Annotated in this window: 23 protein-coding genes; 4 read left to right on the top strand and 19 right to left on the bottom strand. The window is 65.0% G+C overall.

Annotated elements, in window-relative coordinates; genetic code table 11:
• Positions 1-21: 21 nt before the first annotated feature.
• Genes KRR38_RS25935 through KRR38_RS25945 form a run of 3 tightly spaced genes read right to left on the bottom strand, consistent with a single transcriptional unit; the run spans position 22 to position 3235 of the window.
• The gene (locus KRR38_RS25935) at positions 22-1719 is read right to left on the bottom strand and encodes a DUF1588 domain-containing protein (RefSeq protein WP_217406307.1); all 1698 of its coding nucleotides are present in this window, start codon (positions 1717-1719) and stop codon (positions 22-24) included.
• Between the two features lie 5 nt (positions 1720-1724).
• Positions 1725-2942 (bottom strand): hypothetical protein, encoded by a 1218-nt coding sequence (locus tag KRR38_RS25940; RefSeq protein ID WP_217406308.1) that lies wholly within the window; start codon positions 2940-2942, stop codon positions 1725-1727.
• 29 nt (positions 2943-2971) lie between these two features.
• Entirely contained in the window at positions 2972-3235 is a 264-nt protein-coding gene (locus KRR38_RS25945) for a hypothetical protein (RefSeq protein WP_217406309.1), read from the bottom strand.
• Positions 3236-3393: 158 nt separating this feature from the next.
• Here KRR38_RS25945 and KRR38_RS25950 point away from each other — a divergent pair, with 158 nt between their 5' ends.
• Positions 3394-3651 (top strand): hypothetical protein, encoded by a 258-nt coding sequence (locus tag KRR38_RS25950; RefSeq protein WP_217406310.1) that lies wholly within the window; start codon positions 3394-3396, stop codon positions 3649-3651.
• Positions 3652-3988: 337 nt separating this feature from the next.
• On the opposite strand, the gene KRR38_RS25955 is transcribed toward KRR38_RS25950, so the two are convergent.
• The 4 genes from KRR38_RS25955 to KRR38_RS25970 form a co-directional block, all read right to left on the bottom strand.
• Positions 3989-4465, bottom strand: a complete 477-nt coding sequence (locus KRR38_RS25955; protein ID WP_217406311.1) for a MarR family winged helix-turn-helix transcriptional regulator — start codon at positions 4463-4465, stop codon at positions 3989-3991.
• A gap of 49 nt (positions 4466-4514) precedes the next feature.
• Positions 4515-4817 carry a hypothetical protein gene (locus KRR38_RS25960; RefSeq protein ID WP_217406312.1) on the bottom strand — a complete coding sequence of 101 codons (303 nt, stop codon included), beginning with the start codon at positions 4815-4817 and terminating at the stop codon, positions 4515-4517.
• Between the two features lie 100 nt (positions 4818-4917).
• Positions 4918-5379 carry a cytochrome c gene (locus KRR38_RS25965; RefSeq protein ID WP_217406313.1) on the bottom strand — a complete coding sequence of 154 codons (462 nt, stop codon included), beginning with the start codon at positions 5377-5379 and terminating at the stop codon, positions 4918-4920.
• A gap of 138 nt (positions 5380-5517) precedes the next feature.
• Entirely contained in the window at positions 5518-7947 is a 2430-nt protein-coding gene (locus KRR38_RS25970; RefSeq protein ID WP_217406314.1) for a TonB-dependent receptor, read from the bottom strand.
• 310 nt (positions 7948-8257) lie between these two features.
• On the opposite strand from KRR38_RS25970, the gene KRR38_RS25975 reads away from it, so the two are divergent.
• On the top strand, positions 8258-8944 hold the full coding sequence (locus KRR38_RS25975) for a tetratricopeptide repeat protein (RefSeq protein ID WP_217406315.1): 687 nt from the start codon (positions 8258-8260) through the stop codon (positions 8942-8944).
• A gap of 7 nt (positions 8945-8951) precedes the next feature.
• Here KRR38_RS25975 and KRR38_RS25980 read toward each other — a convergent pair whose 3' ends face one another.
• The 3 genes from KRR38_RS25980 to KRR38_RS25990 form a co-directional block, all read right to left on the bottom strand.
• On the bottom strand, positions 8952-10466 hold the full coding sequence (locus KRR38_RS25980) for an alpha/beta hydrolase domain-containing protein (protein ID WP_217406316.1): 1515 nt from the start codon (positions 10464-10466) through the stop codon (positions 8952-8954).
• Between the two features lie 97 nt (positions 10467-10563).
• Positions 10564-12006 carry an alpha/beta hydrolase domain-containing protein gene (locus tag KRR38_RS25985; protein WP_217406317.1) on the bottom strand — a complete coding sequence of 481 codons (1443 nt, stop codon included), beginning with the start codon at positions 12004-12006 and terminating at the stop codon, positions 10564-10566.
• A 48-nt stretch (positions 12007-12054) separates the two neighbouring features.
• Positions 12055-12393: a hypothetical protein gene (locus KRR38_RS25990; RefSeq protein ID WP_217406318.1), complete on the bottom strand. Its 339-nt coding sequence runs from the start codon at positions 12391-12393 to the stop codon at positions 12055-12057.
• Positions 12394-12502: 109 nt separating this feature from the next.
• On the opposite strand from KRR38_RS25990, the gene KRR38_RS25995 reads away from it, so the two are divergent.
• Positions 12503-12643 (top strand): hypothetical protein, encoded by a 141-nt coding sequence (locus KRR38_RS25995; protein WP_217406319.1) that lies wholly within the window; start codon positions 12503-12505, stop codon positions 12641-12643.
• A gap of 369 nt (positions 12644-13012) precedes the next feature.
• Here the strand turns inward: KRR38_RS25995 and KRR38_RS26000 are convergent, their stop codons facing one another.
• Complete coding sequence (locus tag KRR38_RS26000; protein ID WP_217406320.1) at positions 13013-13405, bottom strand: hypothetical protein; 393 nt, start codon at positions 13403-13405, stop codon at positions 13013-13015.
• A gap of 443 nt (positions 13406-13848) precedes the next feature.
• On the opposite strand from KRR38_RS26000, the gene KRR38_RS26005 reads away from it, so the two are divergent.
• Complete coding sequence (locus tag KRR38_RS26005) at positions 13849-14511, top strand: hypothetical protein (protein ID WP_217406321.1); 663 nt, start codon at positions 13849-13851, stop codon at positions 14509-14511.
• 135 nt (positions 14512-14646) lie between these two features.
• On the opposite strand, the gene KRR38_RS26010 is transcribed toward KRR38_RS26005, so the two are convergent.
• From KRR38_RS26010 to KRR38_RS26045, 8 genes are all read right to left on the bottom strand, one after another.
• The gene (locus tag KRR38_RS26010) at positions 14647-15522 is read right to left on the bottom strand and encodes an oxygenase MpaB family protein (RefSeq protein WP_217406322.1); all 876 of its coding nucleotides are present in this window, start codon (positions 15520-15522) and stop codon (positions 14647-14649) included.
• Positions 15515-17023 (bottom strand): TIGR01777 family oxidoreductase, encoded by a 1509-nt coding sequence (locus KRR38_RS26015; RefSeq protein WP_217406323.1) that lies wholly within the window; start codon positions 17021-17023, stop codon positions 15515-15517. The genes KRR38_RS26010 and KRR38_RS26015 overlap by 8 nt, the downstream gene beginning before the upstream one ends.
• Positions 17020-17733 carry a DUF4166 domain-containing protein gene (locus tag KRR38_RS26020; RefSeq protein ID WP_254514979.1) on the bottom strand — a complete coding sequence of 238 codons (714 nt, stop codon included), beginning with the start codon at positions 17731-17733 and terminating at the stop codon, positions 17020-17022. Before KRR38_RS26020 ends, KRR38_RS26015 begins: the two co-directional genes overlap by 4 nt.
• 62 nt (positions 17734-17795) lie before the next feature.
• Positions 17796-18374, bottom strand: coding sequence for a GbsR/MarR family transcriptional regulator (locus KRR38_RS26025; protein WP_217406324.1), 579 nt, complete (start codon positions 18372-18374; stop codon positions 17796-17798).
• 838 nt (positions 18375-19212) lie between these two features.
• Complete coding sequence (locus KRR38_RS26030) at positions 19213-20280, bottom strand: phosphotransferase (protein WP_217399676.1); 1068 nt, start codon at positions 20278-20280, stop codon at positions 19213-19215.
• Positions 20277-21458: an acyl-CoA dehydrogenase family protein gene (locus KRR38_RS26035; protein WP_217406325.1), complete on the bottom strand. Its 1182-nt coding sequence runs from the start codon at positions 21456-21458 to the stop codon at positions 20277-20279. Before KRR38_RS26035 ends, KRR38_RS26030 begins: the two co-directional genes overlap by 4 nt.
• Entirely contained in the window at positions 21458-21994 is a 537-nt protein-coding gene (locus KRR38_RS26040; RefSeq protein WP_217406326.1) for a VOC family protein, read from the bottom strand. Before KRR38_RS26040 ends, KRR38_RS26035 begins: the two co-directional genes overlap by 1 nt.
• 13 nt (positions 21995-22007) lie before the next feature.
• A complete protein-coding gene (locus KRR38_RS26045; RefSeq protein ID WP_217406327.1) occupies positions 22008-23420 on the bottom strand; it encodes a 2-oxo acid dehydrogenase subunit E2 in 1413 nt (470 codons plus the stop codon).
• Positions 23421-23422 lie beyond the last annotated feature (2 nt).

A 23422-nucleotide genomic window follows, 5' to 3' on the forward strand; every position in this document is an offset into this window, starting at 1 on the left:
GGACCTATATTCCTTCTCGCTTTAGTTGCTCGCCATGCTGACGTGGGCTGGCGCGGCTTCCAGGGGCTTGCTGACGACGCGATAAGCCTCGGGCATCGTCGCGACCTGGAGGAACAGCGCGCGGATGTTGTAACCGGCGGCGCCAAAACGCTGATCCAGCGGCTCGACCAACGACGAAACGTCGTCGCTCGACCGGCCCGTGGCGTAAGATATCGCGCGCATCGCGACGCATTGCGTCGTGCTCGGGCTCTCGGCCATCGTCTTGCCCAGTCCGCTGGCGCCCAGGAACGTCGCGCCGTCCATCATTCCGGCCGTATCGATCGGCGCGTCGTTCTCGGTCTTGCGGAACATGCCGATGCCGTCGAAGCGTTCGAGCGACAGGCCGATCGGATCGGTAATCTTGTGGCAGCCAGAGCAGGACGGATCAGTTGCGTGCGCCATGAGCCGGATGCGTGCGGTCGGCTTGGCCTTGTTGGAGGTGTCCTGCACCGCGGTGAAGTTCACGTTCCCTGGCGGATTGGGGACCGGCTCGCACATGAGAAGCTCGCGAATGGCGCGGCCGCGCAAGGTCGGCGAACTGCGCCCGGCGTGCGAGTAGAGCGCCAGGAAGCCTGCCTGGCCGAGCAGTCCGGCGCGATCGTCGCCGGGTGCGAAGTCGTAGGGCTCCCAGCCGGCTGCCTGCTTGACCTGGGCCTGGTAGAGGCCGCCGAGCGATCGCGTCATGTAGGTGTGCGGGGTTGTGAAAAGCTGACGGTAGTCGCCGTTACGGGCTAGCAGGTGGCCGGTAATCGTTCGCAGCATCTGCTCGGGCAGTGCCTGCGCCACGTCCTGGTTGAAGTAGGGATAGATCAGCGGGTCTTTCGACAGCTCGTCGAACTTCTCGAACAGAAGCATGTCCGCGAAGAAGGCCCGCACGCCCTGTTCGAAGCGCGGCGACTTGACCATGCCGTCGGCGATCTCGTTGAGCCTGGCCGGGTCGGTGAGCGATCCGTCCTGGGCGGCCTTGAGCAACCGGTCGTTCGGCGTCGTGTTCCACAGGAGGAAGCTGAGGCGCGCGGCCCGCGAGTAGTTGTCCAGCCGCAGCCCGCCGGGATTGGCCGGGTCGGGCTCTGCCGTCTCGACTATGTAGAGGAACTGGGGCGACACGAGCATCGATGCCAGCGACAGTTCCAGCCCCTTGTAGAACGATTTGGTCGGCCCGGCGCCATCGCTTGCCAGCTTGACGTAGAACGCTTCTTCGACCCGCGAAAGCGGACGGCGAAACAGGTAGCGGCCGAGCGGCGAGAGCACTTGCGCAGCGCAGGCCGGATCGGCCATCGCGGGATCCTTGGGAGTGCAGGACACGAACTGCGCGCGGCGTTGTTCGCCAAAGACCTGCGCGGCGACATTGCGACCGATCCCGTCGAACTGCTCGATCCCGGCGGGCGATATGCTCGCGTCGGCCGCGCCGTTGGCGATCAGCTCGTGCACGGGACGCACGATCGGCTCGACCTTGCCGGCTACGATCACGTCCGGCCCGAAAATGTCGGCGATCGTGTTGCGGTACTGGGCCTCGGTCATGCGCCGCATCGCCACGATCTTGGCGCTGGATAGGGCCAACGTCTGTGTCGGAGCGGTGTCGACGGCGGCGGATTTCGGCGCGTCGCCGGCGGCACAGCCGACCAGAGCCAATGAGAGAGCGGCAACGCTGCCGAAAACGAGGCAGTTCAAACGGTTCATCGGTGTCATCTTCTCGCAGCGGTCCGGGCGGCCGGAATGTCGTTGACGAAGGCGGGGATGGCGCTGAGCTGGAAGGCGCTGGATATGCCGTGACACTGGCCGGTCTTGGGGTCCTTGAGCCCGTCGGCCATCCTGCGTAGCGTCTTCATATAGGACGCACAGTCGATGCCGGCGACCAGCGCGGTGCCAGCACCGCCGAGCGCTTCGGCCTCGATGACGTCGAACAGCGGGCGATAGCCCCCGAGCATGCCGGTGACGCTGCCGTCCGACTGGAACTGTAGCCGAAGCCGGGCCTTGGCGAAGCGATACTGTCCGCGATTGCCACGGATATCCCGTGCTCCGCCCTGTCCCCAGGTCTGCGCGAGCGCTATGTCTCCCGGATCGGTGGTCAGCACGCCGTTGACGATACGAGCATGGAGCACGTTGCGGTGGCGCGGTTCGGTGTCGTCGATCGTGAAGGACGAGCCGCGCAGGAACTTGCCCTTGCTGTCCGCGGCAGGCCGATCCGCCGTGTTGGCGTAGATTACCTCGACGTCGTTGTCGTTCTGCAGGCTATCGACGCCGCGCAGCAGGATGACCTGGGTCCACTCACCGGAGCTGTGGAACTGCTTCATGCCGGTCTGGATGTCGTTGGAAATGCCGTCGACGCCCCGATATTCGAGCGTGCAGCCGAGCGCGCGATACTCCTGATTGTCGATGCCCTTCTCGCCGTTGGGCGTGACGAAGTCCTCATGATCGCAGGTGTCGGCTTTGGACCCGCCGTCGAGGTCGAGGCCCCACGACATCTTGCTCTGCACCGTGGGTGTGAGTGGGTGATCGAACATGTCCGGTTGCGAGCAGATGTTCGTGCCGTTGGGGCCGAAGGCGTAGGCGTGCCAGCGCTGGGTCAGTTCCTGCTCGTTCTCCTTGAGCGCAAGCCGCTGGCGTTCTGCCGGGGCCTGCGTATTCAGGTAAACGTCGCGCAGGCGCGGGGCCGGGCCGGTGGGGCAGGCGTCCTTGCCCATGACCACGGGAGGGTAGAACCCCTCGACGACGAAGCCCATGACCCCGTCTGCCGGCGGTGAGGGCAATCGCATCGGTCGAGGCGCGGCGGATGCCGGCGCCTGTTGCAGTTCGGGCGCGCCCACGCCGAACGCGAACGCGCCTGCCACCGCGGCAGCGAGTAGCCCGTTGCGGATCGTGCGGTGCTTCATCCCTCTGGACAATTCGGCTGACGATTCCATGCTCGTCTCCCCTGGTTCGTGCCCTGTCGTCATGGCCTGAGGACCGCTGCGCCTGTCGGCATGTCGGTCACGTCCGGCCCTTGTGCGACGAAGACGGACTTGCCGCGGTAAAGCCATTGCGGCGCATCGGCCTGACGGTCGATGGTCCAGTCGCCTACGCCCGCACTGCCGAGCGCGCCCGGGAAAGGCCGCCAGCTTGCGCAATCGTCGGCGCAACTGCCCGTGTACAGCAGCCGGCCTTCCTTCTGGACGAAGGCATAGGCTCCGCCCACGAAGGCGGCCGACACGTTCACCGGCGCGGCGACCTTGGGGACCGGGGGGCACGTATTTCAGGCTGTTCCAGACCTTGTCGTTCGCACCGTCATATGCGGCTGCTCCCGGCGCCTCGCCCTTGCGGACGAAAACCATATGCCAGCCCTTGTAGACCCATTGCGGTCCCTGAGGCCCGTCGATGATCGTCCAGTCCGGCGCCTTCTGGTTCTGGATCATGGCGCTCGACGGTGCTGCCGGCGCCGCGCCGCCCGCTGCAATCGCCCCTGCCGTTGCGGCCGCCAGGCGATTGCGATCGCCGAACCCTTGGGGGAACATGATGTTGGCTTTCGAGCCCGGCGGGGCGAGCAGGGGCTGCCACGCCTCGGTGCAGGCAGCCTGGCAATATTTCGAGGTATCGGCAACGGCGCGCAGCAGTGTGCGCATGTCCATGCCGTAGAGTGTGCGGCCATCGGCGTCGGTGTAGACCTGTATGTTGCCTACGGTGCCCACCTTGACGCCCGGCGGATAGTCGCTGGTCGTCGCAGCGGGGATCGGCAGGTCGGCCGGCTGCGCATGCGCTGCCGTGCCCGAAAGCAGAATTGCCGCGATCGCAAAACCCAATCGCATTTGTTTCGCCCTCCTGGCGCAAGGTCTCGAAAGCCTTGCGTCTCTCCCGAAAGCGGTTGCCTGCAGCGCATGCGACCGCCTCATGAGGGCATTTATAATTCAAAATTTTAATCAGTCAACTTTTGAATCATATTGACGATAGCTTGACGACGCAGGTCGAGGGCGCGTCAGGTCGAGCGAAGGGCGGTCTGCATATCGGAGAGGATTCGCGCGCAAATTCGCAGTTCCTTGGGCTTGTAGTGGCCCAGTGCTTCCGTCACCAATCCGACAAGCCCATTGCGGACTTCCTGCAGCGTCTCTTCGCCGAGAGGCGTCAGCGCGAGCTTGCTGCGGCGACGGTCGCGCTCGCCCTGCTCGCTCACGATAAGTCCTGCGGCACTGAGCTTGCCCAGCTCGAACGACACGAGGCTGCGGCCGATGTTCAGGGTCTCCGCAAGCTCGTGCGGATGATTGAGCCCGATTGCGATCAGGTTGATCACCCAGGTGCCGCGCGGGCCCAGGTCGTAGCGATCGGTAACCGCACCGGTAGCCAGGCTGAGGGGGCCGGAAGCAAACGCCATGTTGTGAGCCAGGAACGCGATGTCGCCCCAGGTCAGAGGTGAGTTGTCGAGCTTGCCGGTGCGTAAATTCTCGATCCGCGCCATCAGGCGGTCGCGGGCATCCTTGGATTCTGTTGTTCCCACAGGTCTTTCGCTATTTACGGTGCGGCGCGAACGAAGAGCAGACAGCTCCTGCGTTGACCGGCCCATTGAGTAGTTGGCAGGCGCCGCATCCCGGCTGCCCTGCTGTGAAGAATGTGCAGACCGAGCAATGCTTGGCCTGATCGCTCGATGCCTCGGCATATCCCAGCGAACGCCGCCGGCTCTTCTGGCTGAGAGGCAAGGTCGCCGGATCGTAGCAGGCGGCATTTTGTGCCCGCGCGCCGCCGATACCAATCACGGCGGACAATACGCCCACTGCGGCCGACGTCAGTATGCGGCGACGATCAACCTTCATGATGCTCCTTCGCCGGCCTGCCGGCCTTCCATAACGGCGCTAGGCCGCATCGACAACTTGGCAATCGCGCGACGCCGGGTGGGGTGCGCCGGCAGCGTTGCTAGGGCTTGGGTTGACGGAACTGGTCATGGCAGCCCTTGCAGGCGCCGCCGAGATTGCGTGCGGCGGCACGGATCGCGGCGACATCGCCGCCATTGGCCGCGTTCTGGAATGCGGCGGCCTGCGCCGAGAAGTCGTCCTGGGCTCGGCGGAACCCGGCCGCGTTCGTCCATATCTCAGGCTTTGCGGCAGTCTTTATGCCCGGCTGCGGCCCGGTGCCGGCGGGGAACCAGCCGTACATGGCCTGGGCAGCACCCCGGATCTGGCGGGCGGATATCTGGATCAGCATGGTTTGCGGCGTCGATGAGCGCAGGCCGTCGTTCACCGCCTTGAATGCCGCGCCCAGCTCGCGCAAGCCATCGACGCGCGTGCGAACCTGGTCGGCCGGCGCGGCGAGCAATGGCGCGGCAATTCCCGCCAGCACGAGCGATGCGAGGATTCGGGAACGTCGCGAAGACGGCATGGTCAACTCCTTCACGTGCCTTCCGCTGCCGGCGCGGAGCGGCGATGGCTAGGGTAACAAAACTACGCGCCGCGAGGGTCGGGCCGCAAGAGCCGAACCGCTGGCTCCTGCGCCCGGCCCGCTTGCAGCGCTTGCATATCAACGTGAGCCAAAGGCGACCCTGAGATTGATGCCGAACTCGCGCGGCTCGTTCACGGAAATGCCGATATAGGGGCTGAGGACCGGCGAGGCTCGCCCGCCTACGGGCAGTCCCGAGAAACTCGTCGACTGGGGCGCGCTGTTGCGCGTGAGCACGACCAGCTTGTTGAAAAGGTTCTTGCCGTAGAGCGTAAGTTCCCAGTCACCGCTGCGCGACCGCAGCCCGAGGTAGCCGTTCAGCAAGCCATAGGAACCGATGTCGTCGAACGGGTTGTTAGGATCGTTGGCGGTCTTGCCGTTCCAGGAGAACAGCCCGCGGGCGAAAGCCTCGGAGCCGCCAGCGAAGTCGAGCGACAGCGTGTAATCGAAATGGGCGACGCCGCTCCATACCGGCGAGAACGAAGAACGCGGGCTTCCCGTGCAGATCGCCAGATGGTTGATGGCATAATTGGGGATCGCCTGGAGCTGAGCCACCGTCGGCGGTGCTGCAAGCTGATCGGGCACGCCGTCGCCGTTGAGATCATTGCACGGCAGCACGCCATTGCGGATCTTGCCCAGCGCATAGTTGAGCGTGCCGCCGATGTTGAAGTGCGGTGTCGCCTGGAAAGATGCCTCCGCCTCGACACCCCGGGCGCGCACCTTGGTTTCAGCGACGAAGTTGAACGCGGTCCCGCCCGAGGCCACGCTCGCGATCGGCGCGGCCGGATTCGCGGGGTTCTGCGCGAAGGAGAGATAGTAGATCGTCGAGTTGGGATGGAACGGATAGTTGTTGAAGTCCTGCTGGTAAGCAGAGACGTTGAGACGCGCCCGGTGATCGAGGAAATCCGCCTTGAAGCCGATTTCGAAGGATTTCGAGGTCTCCGGAGACTGATGCGTGAAATCGGTCTCACGCTGCGACTGGTTTACGCTGAAATCGCCGACCGCGACCGAGCCCGGCCGCCACGATGTGCCGAAGCTGGCATAGGCCATGAGGTTCTGGTTGAACCTGTGCTTGAGCGAGACGCTGTAGATCCAGTGTTCGAACGAGTCCGGCGGCGGGTTCGCGGCGGGACTGGCCACTCCGTTGATCGTCAGCACCTGAACCATGTCGTAGCTGATATGCCGCGCGCCCCCCGAGATTTCGGTGTTCTCGCCCAGATGCGCGGTCAGGTTGGCGAAGTAGCTTTTCTCCAGGGTGGCCGACCCTTGGCGGATCTGGGTCTGGATCAGGCGGAAAGACGGCGCGGTGACGATCGTGTTGTTGGTCAACGTGGTCCCGCTGCCGTTGGCCGGCATTGAATCGAGCTTGTTGTAGAAATAGCCGGCCACGTAGTCGAACATGTCGGCGATGCGATCCTCGTTCTGCAGGCGGATTTCGTGGCTGCGGCTGGTCGACAGCGACAGGGTGTCGCCACGGATCACCTGTGTCGGGAAGATGTTCGCCGCATCGGAATCGGCTCCCTTCGACAGGGTGGACGAGTCGGTCTTGGAGCCGACATAGATCAACCGTTGTCCGGCATAGCGCAGCTGCGCCTGCCAGTTCCAGATCTTGAACTGCTGGTGGTTTTGCGTGGGGGATTTCGCGTAGGCCAGCCTGTCGCTCGGATCGATATGCACTGCGCCATCGGCGGAGCCCGGAACCACGTTGGCGAACGATTCAACCTGGCCGAACTGCTGCGTCCGGCGGTCGGTGGACTGATAGCTGCCCGACATCGACAGAAAGTCGAATGGTTCGAAACGGACGGCCGCGCGACCCGACAGGGTATGGTCATAAGGGTTGAGCGAGCTGAGCAGGCTGCGCACGCGGTTGCCCTGGTTCTCCTCTATCACGCCGGCCAGGCGGATCGCGAGCTTGTCGGCGATGATCGGGACGTTGAGCGCGCCGTTATAGTTCCAGCCGTGAATGTCGTTGACGGTCGCATTCGAATATCCGCCCGCCTCGTCTAGGTCGGGCCGATGCGTCGTGATCGTGATCGACCCCGAGGGAGATGCCCGGCCGCGCAGAGTTCCCTGGGGCCCCCGCAGAACCTCGATCTGGCCGATGTCGTACATCGAGTTGAAGATTGTGCCCGAGGATATCGGAGCGTCGTTGAAATAGTATTCGATCGTGCCGCTGTTGCCGCTCACGTTGACGTCGAAATTGACGCCGCGGACCGAGGATACGGTGCCTATGCCATTGGTGTTGTTCCGCATCTGCAGGCCCGGGACGACCTGTTGGATATCCTCGAACTTGCGCAGGTTGAGCTTGGCGATCGAGTCCGCAGTCACCGCGTTCACCACGATCGGGACGTCCTGCAGCACTTCGTCGCGGCGACGGGCCGACACGATGATCGCCGGATCGTCGGCGGTGGTCTGGGCTGGATCGTCGGTCGCCGCGCTTTGCCCGAAGGCGGATTGCGCGAAAGCGAGTGAGCTCGCGCCGACCAGCGCGAACATGCGGAATGTTTTCATGTTTTCCCCCTCCTCAGGTCGGCGTGCCGCGGCGGTTCGCCGTCGACCTTCTCCCGACTATCGATTGTTTATTGCCCGCCTCCTCGCGTGCCCTGCCGTGGAAAGTGCGTGTTCAGACTGAATGAAACCCTTGCGGTGCGTCAAGCAAAAAGGTTCAAGATTTTAAACATATGGGTTCAAAATTTTAATTACTATGGCTAGCGTGCGGCATGCTTTGCGCGTCGTACGCCCTTTGCCGACATCGCTCGCTTCGCAAACCGCGTCGAACCGTGGCAGAATGCAGGGCCCGATCCGGCGGAGACGCGCGAGCATGATAGGGCTGGTGCCAGTCGCGATCGTCTTGTCCTTTTCGGCGGCGGCAAGCGCACCGATCGTTCCTGCCCCGGGGCGGGTGGAATGTGCCGACCCGCGGGCCGCCGCGCACTACGATCGCGGTCTCGACCTCTACCGCAACGGGCAGTTTGCGCTCGCGATCCTCGCGTATGATACTGCGCTTCGGTTGCGCCCCGACTTCGCCGAGGCCTATCAGAACCGTGGGGCGGCCCATGACGCCGACGGCCAGCCAAAGCGGGCCCTGGAGGACTATGACCACGCGCTGCGGCTGACGCCCGACTGGCCCGAGTGGCTGTATGACCGCGGGCTCGCCTGGCGTCACGCCGGCGAACACGATCGCGCACTCGCCGACTTCCGGCGCGCGCTCGAACTCAGGCCCGGTTTCGTCGCCGCACTCCTTGAACAGGGGATCGTGCGGTACGAACGGCGCGATTTTGCGGGGGCGATTGTGGACTATTCAGCGGCGATCGCGCTGCAGCCAGGCCTTGCCGAAGCCTTCAACAACCGCGCGCTCGCCTATCTGAAGCTCGGCCGTTACGACCTCGCCCAGCCGGATTTCGATCGCACGATCCGGCTGCACCAGTATTACGGCAACGCGCTCATCAACCGTAGCCTCGGCGCCATGACGGCGCCGCCGCTGGCCTGCGCCGCGCCCGTTCCATAGCCGGCGCCTAGGGGGCGGTGTCGTAGTTGATTGCGGCGATGTCGAGAATCTCCTGCCGATCTTCGCGCACGATGTGGCCGGCGCCGATCGCGGCATCGAGCGCGGCGGTGAAGCGCTTGAGATAGTCGTCCTTGCCGCCCGGATAGAGTTTGGCGAGTTCGGCTTTGGTCATCGGCGCACCGCTGCCGCCGAGCATGCCGATGAACGAGTTGGGATCACCCTTGCCCGAGAGTCGGATCGTGGGCACGTCGACCCACGGGGTCCGCACGCCGCCGCGTGCCAGACCGTTCGCGTCGAGTGACAGCGTCGCGGTTTCGCCGGCTTTGCCGCCGCTCTCCAGCTCGAGCCGGGGCGTGCTCGCCGGAGCCCGGCCGCTGCTCACCCAGCCGCCGAGCGCGGCGATCGCCGCCTCCACCACGTAGTGATGCGGCATCCCCGGGTTGAGCGGCACGGAGAGCTTGCCCATCATGGAATCGGTCGTCGGCACGAAGGCCTTGGCAAGCGCCGCGATTGGCGCATGTCCCGAATCGATGAAAGCACCCCCGAACAGGTAGTTGTCGGCGTGTGACGTTCCGGCGACTTCCCATACGCGCAGCTTCGCATTGTCCGGCTGGCGCGCGGCGTGATAGCCGGGCAGCCGCGCGCCGAGCAGGTCGGTCTCGGTGATGAGCGTCAGCAGCGGCACGCGCAGGTCGGTGCGGAAGCGGAGATCGTTGGGCACCGAGGTCGGCGCGCCGGCCACGCGCGTACCGTCGATCGCCGCGCCGCTGCCGAAGCGCGAATGGATGAAGAAGCCGTCGTAGGCGCGCGCCAGCGGATCGATGGCGTTGACGTAGGTGACGAGGAAGGCTGCCGACTGCGATTCGCCGATGCCGATGACATGGCGGGGCGCGAGCGGTCCGAGCAGGCCGCTGGCTTTGGGCGCCTTGAGCAGCGCTCCTACCTGCGAGAAGAGATCATACGAATAGGCGTCGCCCGGGTGCGACAGCTTGCCGTAGCGTGCGGGATCGACCTTCTTGAGCGGGGTGCCCTGGCCCATGATCGAATTGCCGCCTTCGACACCGACCTGTTGGGCCGAGACGCCGACATAGGCATAGCCGCGGCGAAGCATCTCGCGGTGGGCAACCATATAGTCGGCAGGGGTATCCTGACCGGCGGTGACGTTGAACCATTCGACCAGCACCGTGCCGTTGAACTTGGCCGGATCGCTGGGCCGCAGCACGACGACGCGCGTGGTGTAGGGCGCGGTCGCCGCAGCCTGCGCGCGCCACATGCCGTCTGACGTCGGCGGGCCGGGAAGGCGATAGGAGGTCGCCGTGCCGGACACGAAGTATTCGTCCATCTGATAGCCGAGCGTAGCGAGATCGTAGGAGCCGAACAGCAAGGTCGGCTTGCCGGGGACCGCGGTAACCTCGGCCTTGGCCGGGCCGGCCGCGGCGGGGACGGTTGCGGTCATCAGCAGCAGGCCGCCGAGTGCGGCGTGCATCGCTGCGGCAAGGCCGCCTTTTCTCGAACGGGGCATATCGTCTCCTCCCAGTGTATTGGCTGCGGACGCGCGCGGCGCCTTCTTCTCGAGATCGTGTGTTGGTGCGGCCTGCGCATTTTGTGTTTCCAGGCAGCTAGAAGCGCTGCGCCTCGGCTTCTTTGCGGCTGTCGGCGCTATCTTCGCGCAGGATCCAGCCTTGCGCGATCAGTTCTTCGAGCCTGGCATCGAACCGGCGGACATAGTTGGCCGGGGTGCCGTACAAGGTCCGCATTCGCTCCGGCGGGAAGGGCTTCTCGACACCCACGACGCCGCGCTTTGGCGTGCCGTCGGGATTGATCGGATTCGCGTAGTAGGTTGAATGCGGCACGTCGATCTGCGGCGAGCGGATACCGCCGCGGGTGTTACCGTTCTCGTCCTTGGCGAGGTAGCGCCCGTCTGGCGCCAGCTCCAGCCGCGGCGCGCGTGGCGGTGCGACCCCCTTGTCCACCCATTGCACGAGGTGATGGACACCCATGCTGAACTGCTCGTCGTGCGGCATGCTGTTCATGATCACGCCCTGGGTTTCGCCGAGTACGGCCGCCCAGGTCGCCGGATCGTTGTGCGGCGCGTAACGCGTGCCCATATGGCCGGTTCCTGCCAGCTCATAGAGGCGGTAACGGTCGCCGGGCGCGTCGCTGTCCGGTCGCCGATAGCGACGGCCAACCAGGTCGGGGCCGCGCGAGTTGGCGTCCGAAACGTCTCCGTCGCTGACCATCTGGATCAGCGGTACGTCACGCGGCCCGAACGGCGCGCGCGGGAATCCCGAAGGAAAATAGCCGTCGTAGATGGGCTTGCCGCCGGGCAGGCGCTGGCGGTCATGGACGCCGAGGACATAGTTGGTGACGACAGACCCCGTCTGCGAATGGCCCATCAGGAGCACGTGTCGGACCCCATAGCCGCGGAAGGGTCCATCCGCGGCACGCAGCGCGGCGCCTGCCTGGGCCAGGATGGCGTTGGAGGCCTGATTCATGCCGGCCTGGTAGGCGGCCATGGCCGCGGCATCGGTGGGCGCCGGCCGCTGCGCGGGCGTACCCGGCGCGGCCGCGATCCGCAGCGAGGAATAGTAGGCCGGATCCTTGGGGACGACATAGGTCTCGATCGGCAGCTTCTGCGAACCGATCATCGCCCAGCCGTGGCCGGAGCGGACGACGTAGGGCGAGGTGTACATCATCATCGGCGGCACGCCCAAGGCATGCAGCGGTTCTGCCAGGATGACCCCGCTGAACCGCGCCGGGTTGCGTGGCCGCCAGATGTAGACCTGCGTATTGTAGGCCTGGCCGATGTCGTCCGTACCGCTGACGAACCATTCCTCCTCGACGTAGCCGGCCTGCGCGGCATGGCTGCGATAGATCGAATTCGGGACATAGGGTGCGGGCACCTTGGGCGATGCTGCCCGATTCCAGCGTGCGGCCTCGACCGTTCGTCGTGTCCTGGCCGCCTCGACCCCGGCGGTGACTTCCGCCGCCATCAGGCTACCGAACGGCAGTGCTGCCGCGCCGCCGACCAAGCCGGCGAGCGCATCCCTGCGCGTGGTCATCTCTACCTCTCCTCTCAGCGTCGCCAGCTTCACTTGCCGGCTGATCGATCACGGCTTTGGCGGAAGCTTCGACAGGTCCCAGTCGATCTTGCCGAGCGTTTCGTCGGTCAGCTGGTCGCCGGCATAGCTCTGCACCTGCTTGAGCGTGATGCTGCGTGCCATCGCGATCTGCGGGTTGTTCGCTATCGCCGGTACGTACTTCAGCAGTATCGCTTTCGCGGCGGGGTCATCGAGCAAGGTCCCGATCGGTGTTTGCGCGGTCGAATAGGGCTGGGGTGCGGTGACCGCCTTGGTGGCCGGCGACGCATCCTGTGCCTCGGCCGCAGACCCCATGGGCAGGCTCGTGCCGGCCATCCAAAGCGCGATGAACGCTGCTCTTCCAATCATCTCTTCCCTCCCTCGCCGTCTTCGTTCAGACCATGCCGTGATCGGGAATATAGTTCAATAGTTGATTTAAATTGATGCGCAGAATCGTTGCCCGGCAAACGATTCTCGATTGGATCTGGCATTTGCCGAACTGGATGATCCGGCGGCCGAAATCCGCTTGAACAACTTGGACCCGCTGGTGGGCCGCATCGGCCTGCGCTTCGCCAACACCGGCGAGTTCCAAGCTGGCGCGCGACAATATCCGGCATGAATTCCTCGGTGAGTCGCGAACGGAGGTCTCTTCGGCCAGCGGCTACATTCCCTTCAACATTCGGCTCTCAAGGACCCGGTGGGAACTCGAAACCGGCATGTCGATCAGGATCATGCTCTACGGTGAGGGCGGCTACAACGCGGCTTCAGCGGCGATTTCCATGCATGGGAGGCCAAGGGTGGGCCAAGGATCGACTGGTAAATCCGCTTTCGCCGACATTCCTGCCATTCGCGGTTCTCGATTGATCTCCCGGAAGCTGTCGTCCGTTCAGGTTTAGCGATCGATGGGTTCGAAGTTCCGATCAGACCAGGATCACCCTCGGAGGCGGCGTCTAAAGCGCTTGATCGGCATCCAGTTAATACCTGGCGGCTAATTCTTAGGGCGCTCCTTCTTCTCGCGGCTTGCGTCGAGGTTCTCGAAGTACCCTCCGAGGATTCCCCGGTCGTCCGCGATTGGACGTGCCTGGCGGGCAGGATCCGCATAAAGCGTGACAAACCGGGCTTCGAACTCCGCCAGCTGCAGATCTGCCTCGGCTTCGCCATCGCTCAGATAGGTGGGAACGTGATTGGCAATTAGCCACTCACGCCAGGCTCTGCGCTCGGCAGCGCATTTCTGTACGGAGCGCGCGACGGCCAGTATCGCCGGCACATCCGGCTCAACTGGGTCGGTCCGCGCCACCTTTTGGAAGCAGAGGCCATATGCTGCACGCAGGTCGTCTTGTTCCGGTGCCTGCGCCGCCAGCCACAGCAAGATAGTGAACATCGTTGTGCTCTCCCCGAGGTGGCCGATTTAGCGCTTTATAGCCGGGGCCAATTGGCGCTTGCTACAGGAACCTGCCGTTCAAGGTTTTGTAGAATTGGTGGGCGGGCGGGCTCCCCGCCGAGAGGCATTCATAATCGTCTTCTGACAAGCCGCCTCTGCCGGAAATCAGTTTGAAACCTTAAGGACAACGATGGCGGCGGCCGAATTCTCGGCATCGGAAAGTGCATCCCAATACACGAAGTTTCTTGCTGCCGCCGTTCGCCAACCTCAGCAATTTTTCCGAATGCCGCCTTTCATTCACTTGCCGGATTGCCGTCAATCGACAGGAGGACGCGGGCAACAGATTTCGGCTGGAACCAGGAAGATCTGGAACACTATCCGGTACATCCAATCCCGCTCAGCCTGAGCTTGTAGAATGCTCCGCCTCAGCGTTAGGCTGGGCCATGGCGCTCTCTCTGGCACTTCTCGTAGCTCTGTCCGCGGCTTCGCGGACAACTCCCCTGGAACAACCGATCGTCGATCAATACTATAGCTGCGAGACGTCGCGGGATCTTGCCGCAGGCAAGATCACCGCCCGGCGCGCGCTAAACTCCCTGGGGCAGAAGCTCTACTCCAGCGACGAAGCTAACTGGTTGGGAACCCCATACGATGGCATCAGCATCGATTGGAATACCTGGCCAAGAGTCACCGACGCGCGCCTTTCAGGAATACCGGGCGCAGTCAAGATTTTCATCCAGACCAAGAAGAACCAACCACGCTTGGGCAGGCTGATTTTTCGCCACGCGCAAATTGCCGGGCCCGATGAATTCCCGATCCCGATCGGAACCAGTCACGACCGCAAATCGGGCTCGGCAGGACTTCCCCTGCGCGTCTTGCTGGCATACGCCGGCAACGACGAGACGCTGCATTGGACTTTGATGGACCCAAAGGAGCTACCCGACGGTACTCGCACCGTTCTTGCCGAGGGTGTGCTGAACGTGGCGGCGCTTCGAGAAGCCGCCAATGCGTTGCTGCAGGTCGAGGCGGCGCTCGACGACATGGCAAAAACACCAGAGAAGTCCTGCAAACTGATACCGGTCTATTACGATCCGGCCAGCGAGATCTGAGGTGGCCGGGTATTACGGGCGTTCGGCTTCGATTTGGCCATCGAAAGCAGAGTGGTCAAAATTCGCCTTCTTGCGCCGACAAAGACGACATTCCGATAGCTTGGCGAGATCCCCGAAACCCGCCGTTCGTTCAGACTACTTTGTGAACAGAGGTCGCGTCTGGCGAAAGGCCCATCGCAGTGTGCCGGCGAGGCCGTACGCCGCGGTTCGTACAATCGGTCCGGAGAGCGGCGGAAGGAATAGACGGTGCATGTCCTTGGCCCAGCGCGGCAGGACGTCGACCGATGCCTGCATGAGCATTGCTTGCACGGGGGCCATGGCGCGTGACGGCGCCGGCTGGCCCAACACCATCCGCGCCACCTCGCGGGTCCGGGCAGTCGCAATGAGTTCCGGACGGAACGCCGCGATCAGCGCTGTCGCCTCGGCGCGGGTGTCAGGCACGGGATCGGCACCAAGCACGCGCGCGACCTCGCCGGCCTGGGCGAAATAGGTGTCCTGGTCGGCGAGCGACATGCCCGGCTCGCCGAAGGCGATCCAGGCGTCGAGGAAGCCGATCGCCTCGCAGGTATGGACCCAGGCGAGCAGGTGCGGATCGCTCGCGGCATAGGGCGTGCCGTCGTCAAGCACGCCGCGTACATGCTCGTGGACCTGGCGCACGCGTTCGATCGCAGCCTCGGCTTCGTTCCGTTCGCCGAAAGTGGTGACCGCGATAAAACGCGCGGTGCGGCGCAGGCGGCCGAGCATGTCGTTACGGAAGGCGCTGTGATCCCACACCCCAGCCAGTGCTGCCGGATGGAGCATCTGCAGGAGCAGCGCGGTGACGCCGCCGATCATCATGGTGGTGACATCGCCGTGGACACGCCAGATCACCGAGTCTGGCGGATAGAGCGCCTGGGCGGAGCGGACCACGGGGCGTTCGCCACGCGCACGGTCGTTGAACACGGCCTGGACCCGTCGGACCAGCAGCCGCTGCAGGGGATTGCCGGAAGGGTGGGCGGCGGTTTCAGGCATGGGTTCTCGTCTGCAAGGTTGGCCGGCGGATGGCCCGGGGTGCTCTCGCGGGAAGGCGGCCGGTGATCGCCGCCAGCGCGGTGTCGATGTCGGGATAGAGGAAGCGGAAGCCGCTGGCCAAGGCCGCGCCGGGCAGCACGCGCTGGCCGGCGAGCAGGAGTTCCTCGGCAAAGGCGCCAAGTGCCAGCCGCAGCGGCAGGCCCGGGATCGGGATCAGCGCCGGCCGCCGCAGAGCGCGGCCCAGCGCTGCAGTGAATTGGCGGTTGGTCACGGGCTGTGGTGCGGTGCCATTCATCGGGCCGCATAGAGCCGGCGTCGCCAGGGCATGGACGATCATGCGGACAAGGTCGTCGCGGTGGATCCAACTCATCCAATGCCGGCCGTCGCCGAAGCGGCCGCCCAGGCCGAATTCGAACGGTGCCAGCATTCGCGCGAGCATGCCGCCACTGCCGTCGAGAACGAGGCCCGTGCGCAGCAGTACCGTGCGGACGCCCTCTGCTTCGGCGCGCCGGGCGGCGCGCTCCCAGGTCAGGCAGACCCGGCGCGAGAAGCAAGGCGTGCCTGCATCGCCCTCCCGCAATTCCTCGTCGTCGCGCAGGCCATAAGCGCCGATCGCGGAGCCGCTGACGAATACGCCGGGTTTGCGCTCGAGCCTGTGCATCAGGCGCAACAGGGCATAGGTCGCGGCGAGGCGCGAACGGACGATGCGGATGCGCTTGGCACGGGTCCAGGGTGTGTCCGAGATCGGTTCGCCGGCCAGGTTGACCACCGCGTCGAACGGTTCATCGGCGGCGATGGCGTCGAGCGTTGCGATCACCCGCACGCGTCCGGTGATCGCCAATGGCGCGGCCTTTGCGGGATCGCGCGTGAGCACTGTCACCTCGTGCCCCGCGGCGGCCAGCGCTTCGACCAGCCGGCTGCCGATGAAGCCCGTGCCGCCGGTGACCAGTATCCGCCAGCGTCCCATCAGGGCCTCGGCCAGCGCCGCCGCGGGCGCCGGGACCAATCGCGGGCAGCGCCGTGCCGCGGCAAGATCGCGTAGGCCCGAGATCACCACACCCACGGAGGCAATCAGGCAAAACCAGCTCATCAGGCCGTGCCAGGCGCCGGGCAGGGCTGTTGGCAGTCTGGCCCAGTTCCACAAGACGGGGATCAGCAGGGTTAGGATGACGCCATAATTCAGCGTCAGCAGCGTATGAGTGACGCGCTCGGTGGCGGGCAGGTGGCGCGACCGGTCCTCTTCGACGAAGTCCCACAGCGTGATCAGCATCTCCCCCGCCATCAGCACCATCAGCGCCGCGGCCCAGGCGCCGTGCGGCTCGGCCCAGCCCAGCGCCAGGAACATCGCCGCATAGACAAGGTTGCGAAGGCCGTGCAGTCGCAGTTCCGTGGCTTGCTCTGGCCGCCAGGCCAGGCGCTGGGTACCTTCGTGGTGATAGATCGTGTCGAAGGCGCCCATCATCATCTGCGCGAAGACGAAAGCCCATAGTGTCGCAGTCATGGCAGAAGCTCCCTTATGGCCTCGGGGCCGAGCCTGGCCGGCACCTCGGGCTGGTCGCGGAAATGGCCGACCTGGCGGACGAGTTCGCCGAGCAGCCGGTGGCGCAGCGCAAGCGTGAAGGCAAAGCTGCCTCCGCCCAGGTCCTCGTGATCGATCGTCAGCGCGCCGGGGGCGAGCCAGGGCGGCAGGCGCAGGCGCCAGATGCCCAGCCGGAGAAAATAGTGATCGCTGACGAAGCGGATGCCGTACGCGCTTGCCTCGACCCGCAGCGCGATGCCGAAACCCATGCCGAGATACTCCTCCAGCCCGGTGGGGCCTGCGAAGCGCTTGGCGCTGTGGATCACTTGCGGGAAGCCGCTGGGGCGGGCGTACATTCGTGTCCAGACCTGGCCACCTGCAGCACCGTCTTCGGTGACGGTGACGACCGCGGCGACGCCTGCATCGCGGCCGAGCGGCAACGGCGCGCCGATCAGCCGGCAGGCCTGTGCGAGCGCCCAGCCCGCGACGTGCATCCGGCAGGTCTCCACCTGTCCGGCGTAGGTGACCGAACGGCCCGGTAACAGCCGTTTGGCGAAACGCGCCCGCACCGCCGCAGGCAATCCCGCCCATGCTTCTGCGCCGAGCAGTGCACGGAAACGCATGTCGGGAAGCGTCTCGTCGACGGGTGCGGTGCTTGCCGCCGCCTCGTACCGCATCGCTGCCTGTGCCATTACCAATCTCCAATATATTCCGATATTTCTGTATGGAGAGAAATCGGTGAGCAAATGAAAGCTCAGTTTGCCTCCGCCTTAGCGCCCTTCCGGTTCACGAATTTGAGCAGGCCGACCACTTTCGCGCCCATGCGGATCAGCGTCATGATCTGGGCCGGTGGGACGTTGAGCATCTGCTGATACCAGCCTTCGACCGTGTTGACGAAGTCGTGCATCGAATGGAGGCGCTGGCGCACGGCCGGGCTGATCCGGGGATCGTCGGCCTGTTTCATCGCTTCGCGGATCGCGGCGACCATCGGATCGATCTCGCGCTCCTTGCGTCCCTGGGCGACCTTGGTCGCCATCTGCCAGAGGTCGGTTTCCGCCTCATAATGATCGCGCCGATCCCCTAGGACAGGTACGCGCCGGATCAGTTTCCAGGTCTGCAGTTCGCGCAGGCTGTTCGACACGTTCGACCGGGCGATGGCCAGCTTGTCGGCGATGTCCTCTGCGGTTAGCGGGCGTTCGGACAGGATAAGTAGCGCTTGGATCTGCGCCACCGAGCGATTGACTCCCCACTGTCCGCCAAGATCGCCCCAACGCAGGATGAACTGCTCGACGGCGGCGGGAAGCTTGTCCGACTCGTTTGATATTTCTGTCATGACAGAAATATCTGATCTTATAGGACGTATGTCAATCAGCTTTCGCCGACATTCCTGCCATTCGCCTGCCCCTGCACGCACCCTAATAGCAGCCTTCAGTTCAGCTTGAACTAAAGCGCGCCAGCGGGCCAGCGCGGCGGCTGGGGCCGGACTTGTCTTACGAAGCGTGAACTACGATCGGCTTCCAATTCATATCTGCCTTGAACGTAAATGACCGCGTAAAAACTTCTCCATCCGGGATGGCCGTGGTAGCCGCGCATGTCAGCGTATATGCCGTCGAGGATGCGCCCAATTACGGCCAACGGCTGCGCAATTGGGTGCAAAGGCAGCCCAATTGGGTCCTCCCTCAACAAAGCGGCAGCTCTGTCGAGGTTGGCCGCGTTGAATGCGTTCTCCTGGATGAATTCTCGCCGCGGTTCGACGATATCGCTCATCAGGCTGGTAACAAAATTGTCGGCGAGATCCGGTCAAACTCTATCAGGGCTGTGTGGAGATTTTGCTTTAGAAGAACCACAGCAAACATGCCGACAGAAGCCAGGTGCGGTCCTCGGAATCGAATATGGCCCGGAGTTAACTGGGGAACTGCCTTTTCCGGCCCTGAGATTAGTGGTTGTCGCGGTTTGGCCCATATGTGGTAAAATCCGAAAAGCCGCGCGGCCCTTGGCGAGGGCTCCTATGCGCTTGGTTCCGACTTAAGTGGGCGCTACAATATTCCAGTGGTTTAATTGGTATTTGAGGAGCGCGGAGCTGAAATGCGCCGGCTCCGGCAGGCACCTGGCCCCCGAATCGCCCAGGTTTCCTGGGCCTATTGTCAAGATTACCGTGCCCAGAGCCCCCGTCAGCGGCAATTTTCCATGGATTCACGCGCCATTCGGGCGATTCTGGGGAAGGCTTCGGCTCTGTTTGCGGCGTTAGCGCTGGCGGCGGTGCCGCGCAGGACGCGGCCCTTGATGCCGTGGAAGATGGCGGCGAAGCGGAACAGGTTGAAGGCGATGGCGAATTCGTACTCGGGAATGCCGGCGCGGCCGGTGCGCGCGCAGTAGGCGGCGACGTAATCGGCTTCGCTGGGGATGCCCAGGGCGGCGAGGTCGGCGCCTTTCAGGCCCGCGACGATATCGGGCGGCATGCGGTACATCATCGCGTGGTTGGCGAAGTCGGCGATCGGGTGGCCGAGCGTCGAGAGCTCCCAGTCGAGCACGGCGAGCACGCGCGGCTCGCTCGGATGGAAGATCATGTTGTCGCAGCGGAAGTCGCCGTGGACGACGGTGCTTTCCTCGGCGGGCGGGGTGACCGTCGGCAGCCACTCGACGAGCGCGTCCATGTCGTCGTTGCGCCCCGCGAGCTCGTCGGCGAGGTACTGGCGGCTCCAGCGCGAGATCTGGCGGGCGAAGTAGTTGCCCGGCTTGCCGTAGTCGCCGAGGCCGATCGCTTGCGGGTCGTAGCTATGGAGCTGGGCCAGCGTCGCGTTCATCGCATCGAGGTAGCGCGGGCGCTCCTTGCGGGCGACATCGGGAAAGGTCGCATCCCAGAAGATCCGGCCCTCGACCATTTCCATGACGTAGAACCAGGTGCCGATGACGCTGTCGTCGGTGCACAGGCCGTAGACATGCGCGACCGGAAAACCCGCCGCGCCGAGCTTGGAGAGCACCGTCGCCTCGCGGTCGACCGCGTGCGCGCCGGGCAAGAGCTCGCCGGGCGGCTTGCGGCGCAGGACATATTTGCGCGCGGGCGTGATCAGCTGGTAGGTCGGGTTCGATTGGCCGCCCTTGAACTGGCGCACTTCGAGCGGGCCGGCGAAGCCTTCGACATGCGCCGCCATCCACGCCGCCAGCGCCGCCTCGTCGAAGCCGTAGCCCTCGCGGACCGGATCGGTGCCGCTGTTAGCCGCTGCGAAGTCCTCGCTCATTGGGCCGCACTGTCCACTTGGGCCTGTTTCCAGTCGCGCTTGATCTTCTTGGCGAGGGACCATTTGTGGACTTCGGTCGGGCCGTCGTAGATGCGGAAGGCGCGGATCTCGCGGTAGACCTGCTCGACGATCGTCTTGTCGGTGACGCCGAGCCCGCCCATGACCTGGACGCAGCGGTCGGCGATGCGCTGCAGCGCCTCCGACACCGCGACCTTGGCCATCGAGCTTTCGGCCGTGCCCAAGGAGCCCGTATCGAGCACCGAGGCGCACCAGTCGATCATCAGCTCGCATTGCTTGAGCTCGATCAGGTTCTCGGCGAGCATGAAGCCGACGCCCTCGTGGTCGATCAGCGCCTTGCCGAAAGCCTCGCGGCGACAGGCATAGTCGGTGGCGATCTCCTGCGCGCGGATGCAGGCGCCGAGCCAGCGCATGCAGTGCGACAGGCGGGCGGGCGAGAGCCGCACCTGCGCGTATTGGAAGCCTTCGCCGGCCTCGCCCAGCATCTGGTCGGCGGGGACGCGCAAGGCCTCGATCGTCAGGGTGGCGTGGCCACCGGGCATCGAATTGTCGATCGTGTTGGGGATGGACTCGATGCGGATGGCGGGGTCGGGCAGGTCGACGAGGAACATGCAGGCGCCTTCCTCAGCCTTGGCCATGACGATGCCGACCCTGGCGCCAAGGCAGCCGGTGATGAAGGTCTTGCGCCCGTCGATCACCCAGTGGTTGCCGTCTCGCCGGCAGGTGGTCTTCATCATCGAGGGGTCCGAGCCCGCGCCGCCCCAGTCGTAGGGCTCGGTCATGAAGAAGGCCGACCGCGCGCGGCCCTCGACCAGCGGCGCGAGGAAGCGCTCCTGCAGCGCCGGCGAGCCGACCTTGCCGAGCAGGTACATGTTGCCCTCGTCGGGAGCATTGGTGTTGCAGGCGAGCGGGCCCAAGGGCGAGAGCCCCGAGCGGATCAGCACGGTCGCGGTCTCGCGCTGCGTCAGATGCCCGCCGCCTTCGAGGATGTGCGGAGACAGCACGCCGGCCGCGCGCGCCTTCTCCTTCAGCTCGAAGACCAGCTCGTCGGTCGGTGCGCCGTGATGATCGCGCCGCGGGTCCGCCTCGTAGGGAAATACCACCTCGCGGACGAAAGCTTCGACACGGGCGGCAATGGCAAGGGCGCGGGGCGTGGTCATCAACCGACCACGCGCAGGGGATCGCTGCCGTCCCAATCCTTCGCTGCGTCCTTCATCATCTGGAACAGCCCCTCGGAGCCTTCCATCGGCTGCAGCAGCTCGATGACATGGCCGGGGCCGCCGCCGGCATCGACGTAGATCACTTCGCCAGTGTCGCCGACCTTGCCCTCGACCAGGATCTCGGCGCCCACCGCAGCGCAGGCGGCGCGCGCCTCGGCGATCGATTTCACGAAGATGCAGATGTGGTGCATCTGGTCCTTCACCGCATATTCGCCGCTGTAGATCGACGGCGCGTCGTTCTCGGCGCGGATCAGCTCGATCTGGATGTCGCCCCAATAGCCGATGGCGATCGAAAATACCGCGTCCGACGGCTGTCCGCGGTACTTCATCTCGCCGAGCTGGACATTCTCCAGCAGGAAGAACGGGCCGACGCCGACGGTCTCGGTCCAGTACTTGAGCGTCGCGTCGAAATCCGACGGCAGATAGGCGATCTGGATGATGTCGCCGAGTGCCTTGATCGGGCCAGGTGCTTGCATTGCGGTACTCCTGTCAGGCGAAGAGCAGTTCGGGATCCTCGATCAGGCCCTTGAGCGTCGCCAGGAACTGAGCGCCGGCGGCGCCGTCGATCGCGCGGTGGTCGACCGACAGGGTCAGCGCGATGCGGCTCTCGAAAGCCACGCCGCGGCCGGGCGTCTCGACCGGCTGGCGCGTCACCGCGCCGACGGCAAGGATCGCGGCCTGCGGCGGATTGATGATCGCATCGAACTGCTCGACGCCCATCATGCCGAGGTTGGAGATCGAGAAGGTACCGCCGTCCATGTCTTCCATGGAAAGCCGGCCGGCCATGGCCTTGTCTATCAACCGCCGGGTCTCGCCCGCGAGCTGGTCGATCCGCAGGCGGTCGGCCTGGCGAATGATCGGCGTGACGAGGCCCTTGGGACTGGCGACGGCGATGGCGATGTCGGCATGGGGGAAGCGGTGGATCGCCTCGCCATGGACCTGGACGTTGACCCCGGGATGGCGGACGAGCGCCAGGGCCGAGGCCTTGACCAGGTAATCGTTGATCGAAGCCTTGCACCCCAGCACGAGATTGGCGGTCTTGCGCAGCGCCATCAGCGCATCGGCCGCGGCCGAGACGCGCAGGTAGAAGTGCGGGATGTCGCGCTTGGCCTCGGTCAGCCGCCGCGCGACGACTTTGCGCACGCCATCGAAGGGGACGACCTGCGGGCGGTTGTCGACCGCTACAAAGGGCGCAGACGCGCCGCCTGCAGTAGGGGCTGGGACGAGCGCCTGCACGTCGACCTTCGAAATGCGGCCGCGCGCGCCGGTGCCTTTGATGCCGGCGAGATCGATACCGTGGAGCGCGGCGATCCGGCGGGCGAGAGGCGAGGCGAAGGCCCTGGTTTCGTCATGCAGCGTGGCGGTCCCACGCAGCACGGGCCGTGCAATGGGGCGCAGCGCCTGCTGCACGTCCTGATAGGTGATCCGGCCGCCGCGGCCCGAACCCTCGATCGCCGAGATGTCTGCACCCTCGCGCTCCGCGAGTTCGAGCGCCTGAGGGCTGATCGGGCGATTGGTGACGATCCGGGCGGGTTCGGCCCGCGCCGGTGCGGGGGCCGGGGCCGGTTCGGTCTTGGCGCCGGCCTTCGCCGCAACCGCCGTGTCCGCCGGACGAAAGCCCGCGACGAAAGCCTCGATCTCGTCCTCGCTCGCCGCGGCGTCGGCGAAGACCGCGAGCAGCGCGCCGACCGGCTGCGCCTCGCCGCCGGCCTCGACGAGCACGCGGCGCACGACCGCGTCGTATTCGGCCTCGACTTCGTTGGTGATCTTGGCGGTCTCGATCAGGCAGAGCGTCTGGCCGCGCTTGAAGGTTTCACCTTCGCGCACCTGCCATTCGGCGAGGACGCCTTCGGTCATCTCGATGCCCCACTTGGGCATGCAGAAGGGGCGGATGTCGGCCATGA

This window comes from Novosphingobium sp. G106, assembly GCF_019075875.1.
Classification (GTDB): Bacteria; Pseudomonadota; Alphaproteobacteria; order Sphingomonadales; family Sphingomonadaceae; genus Novosphingobium.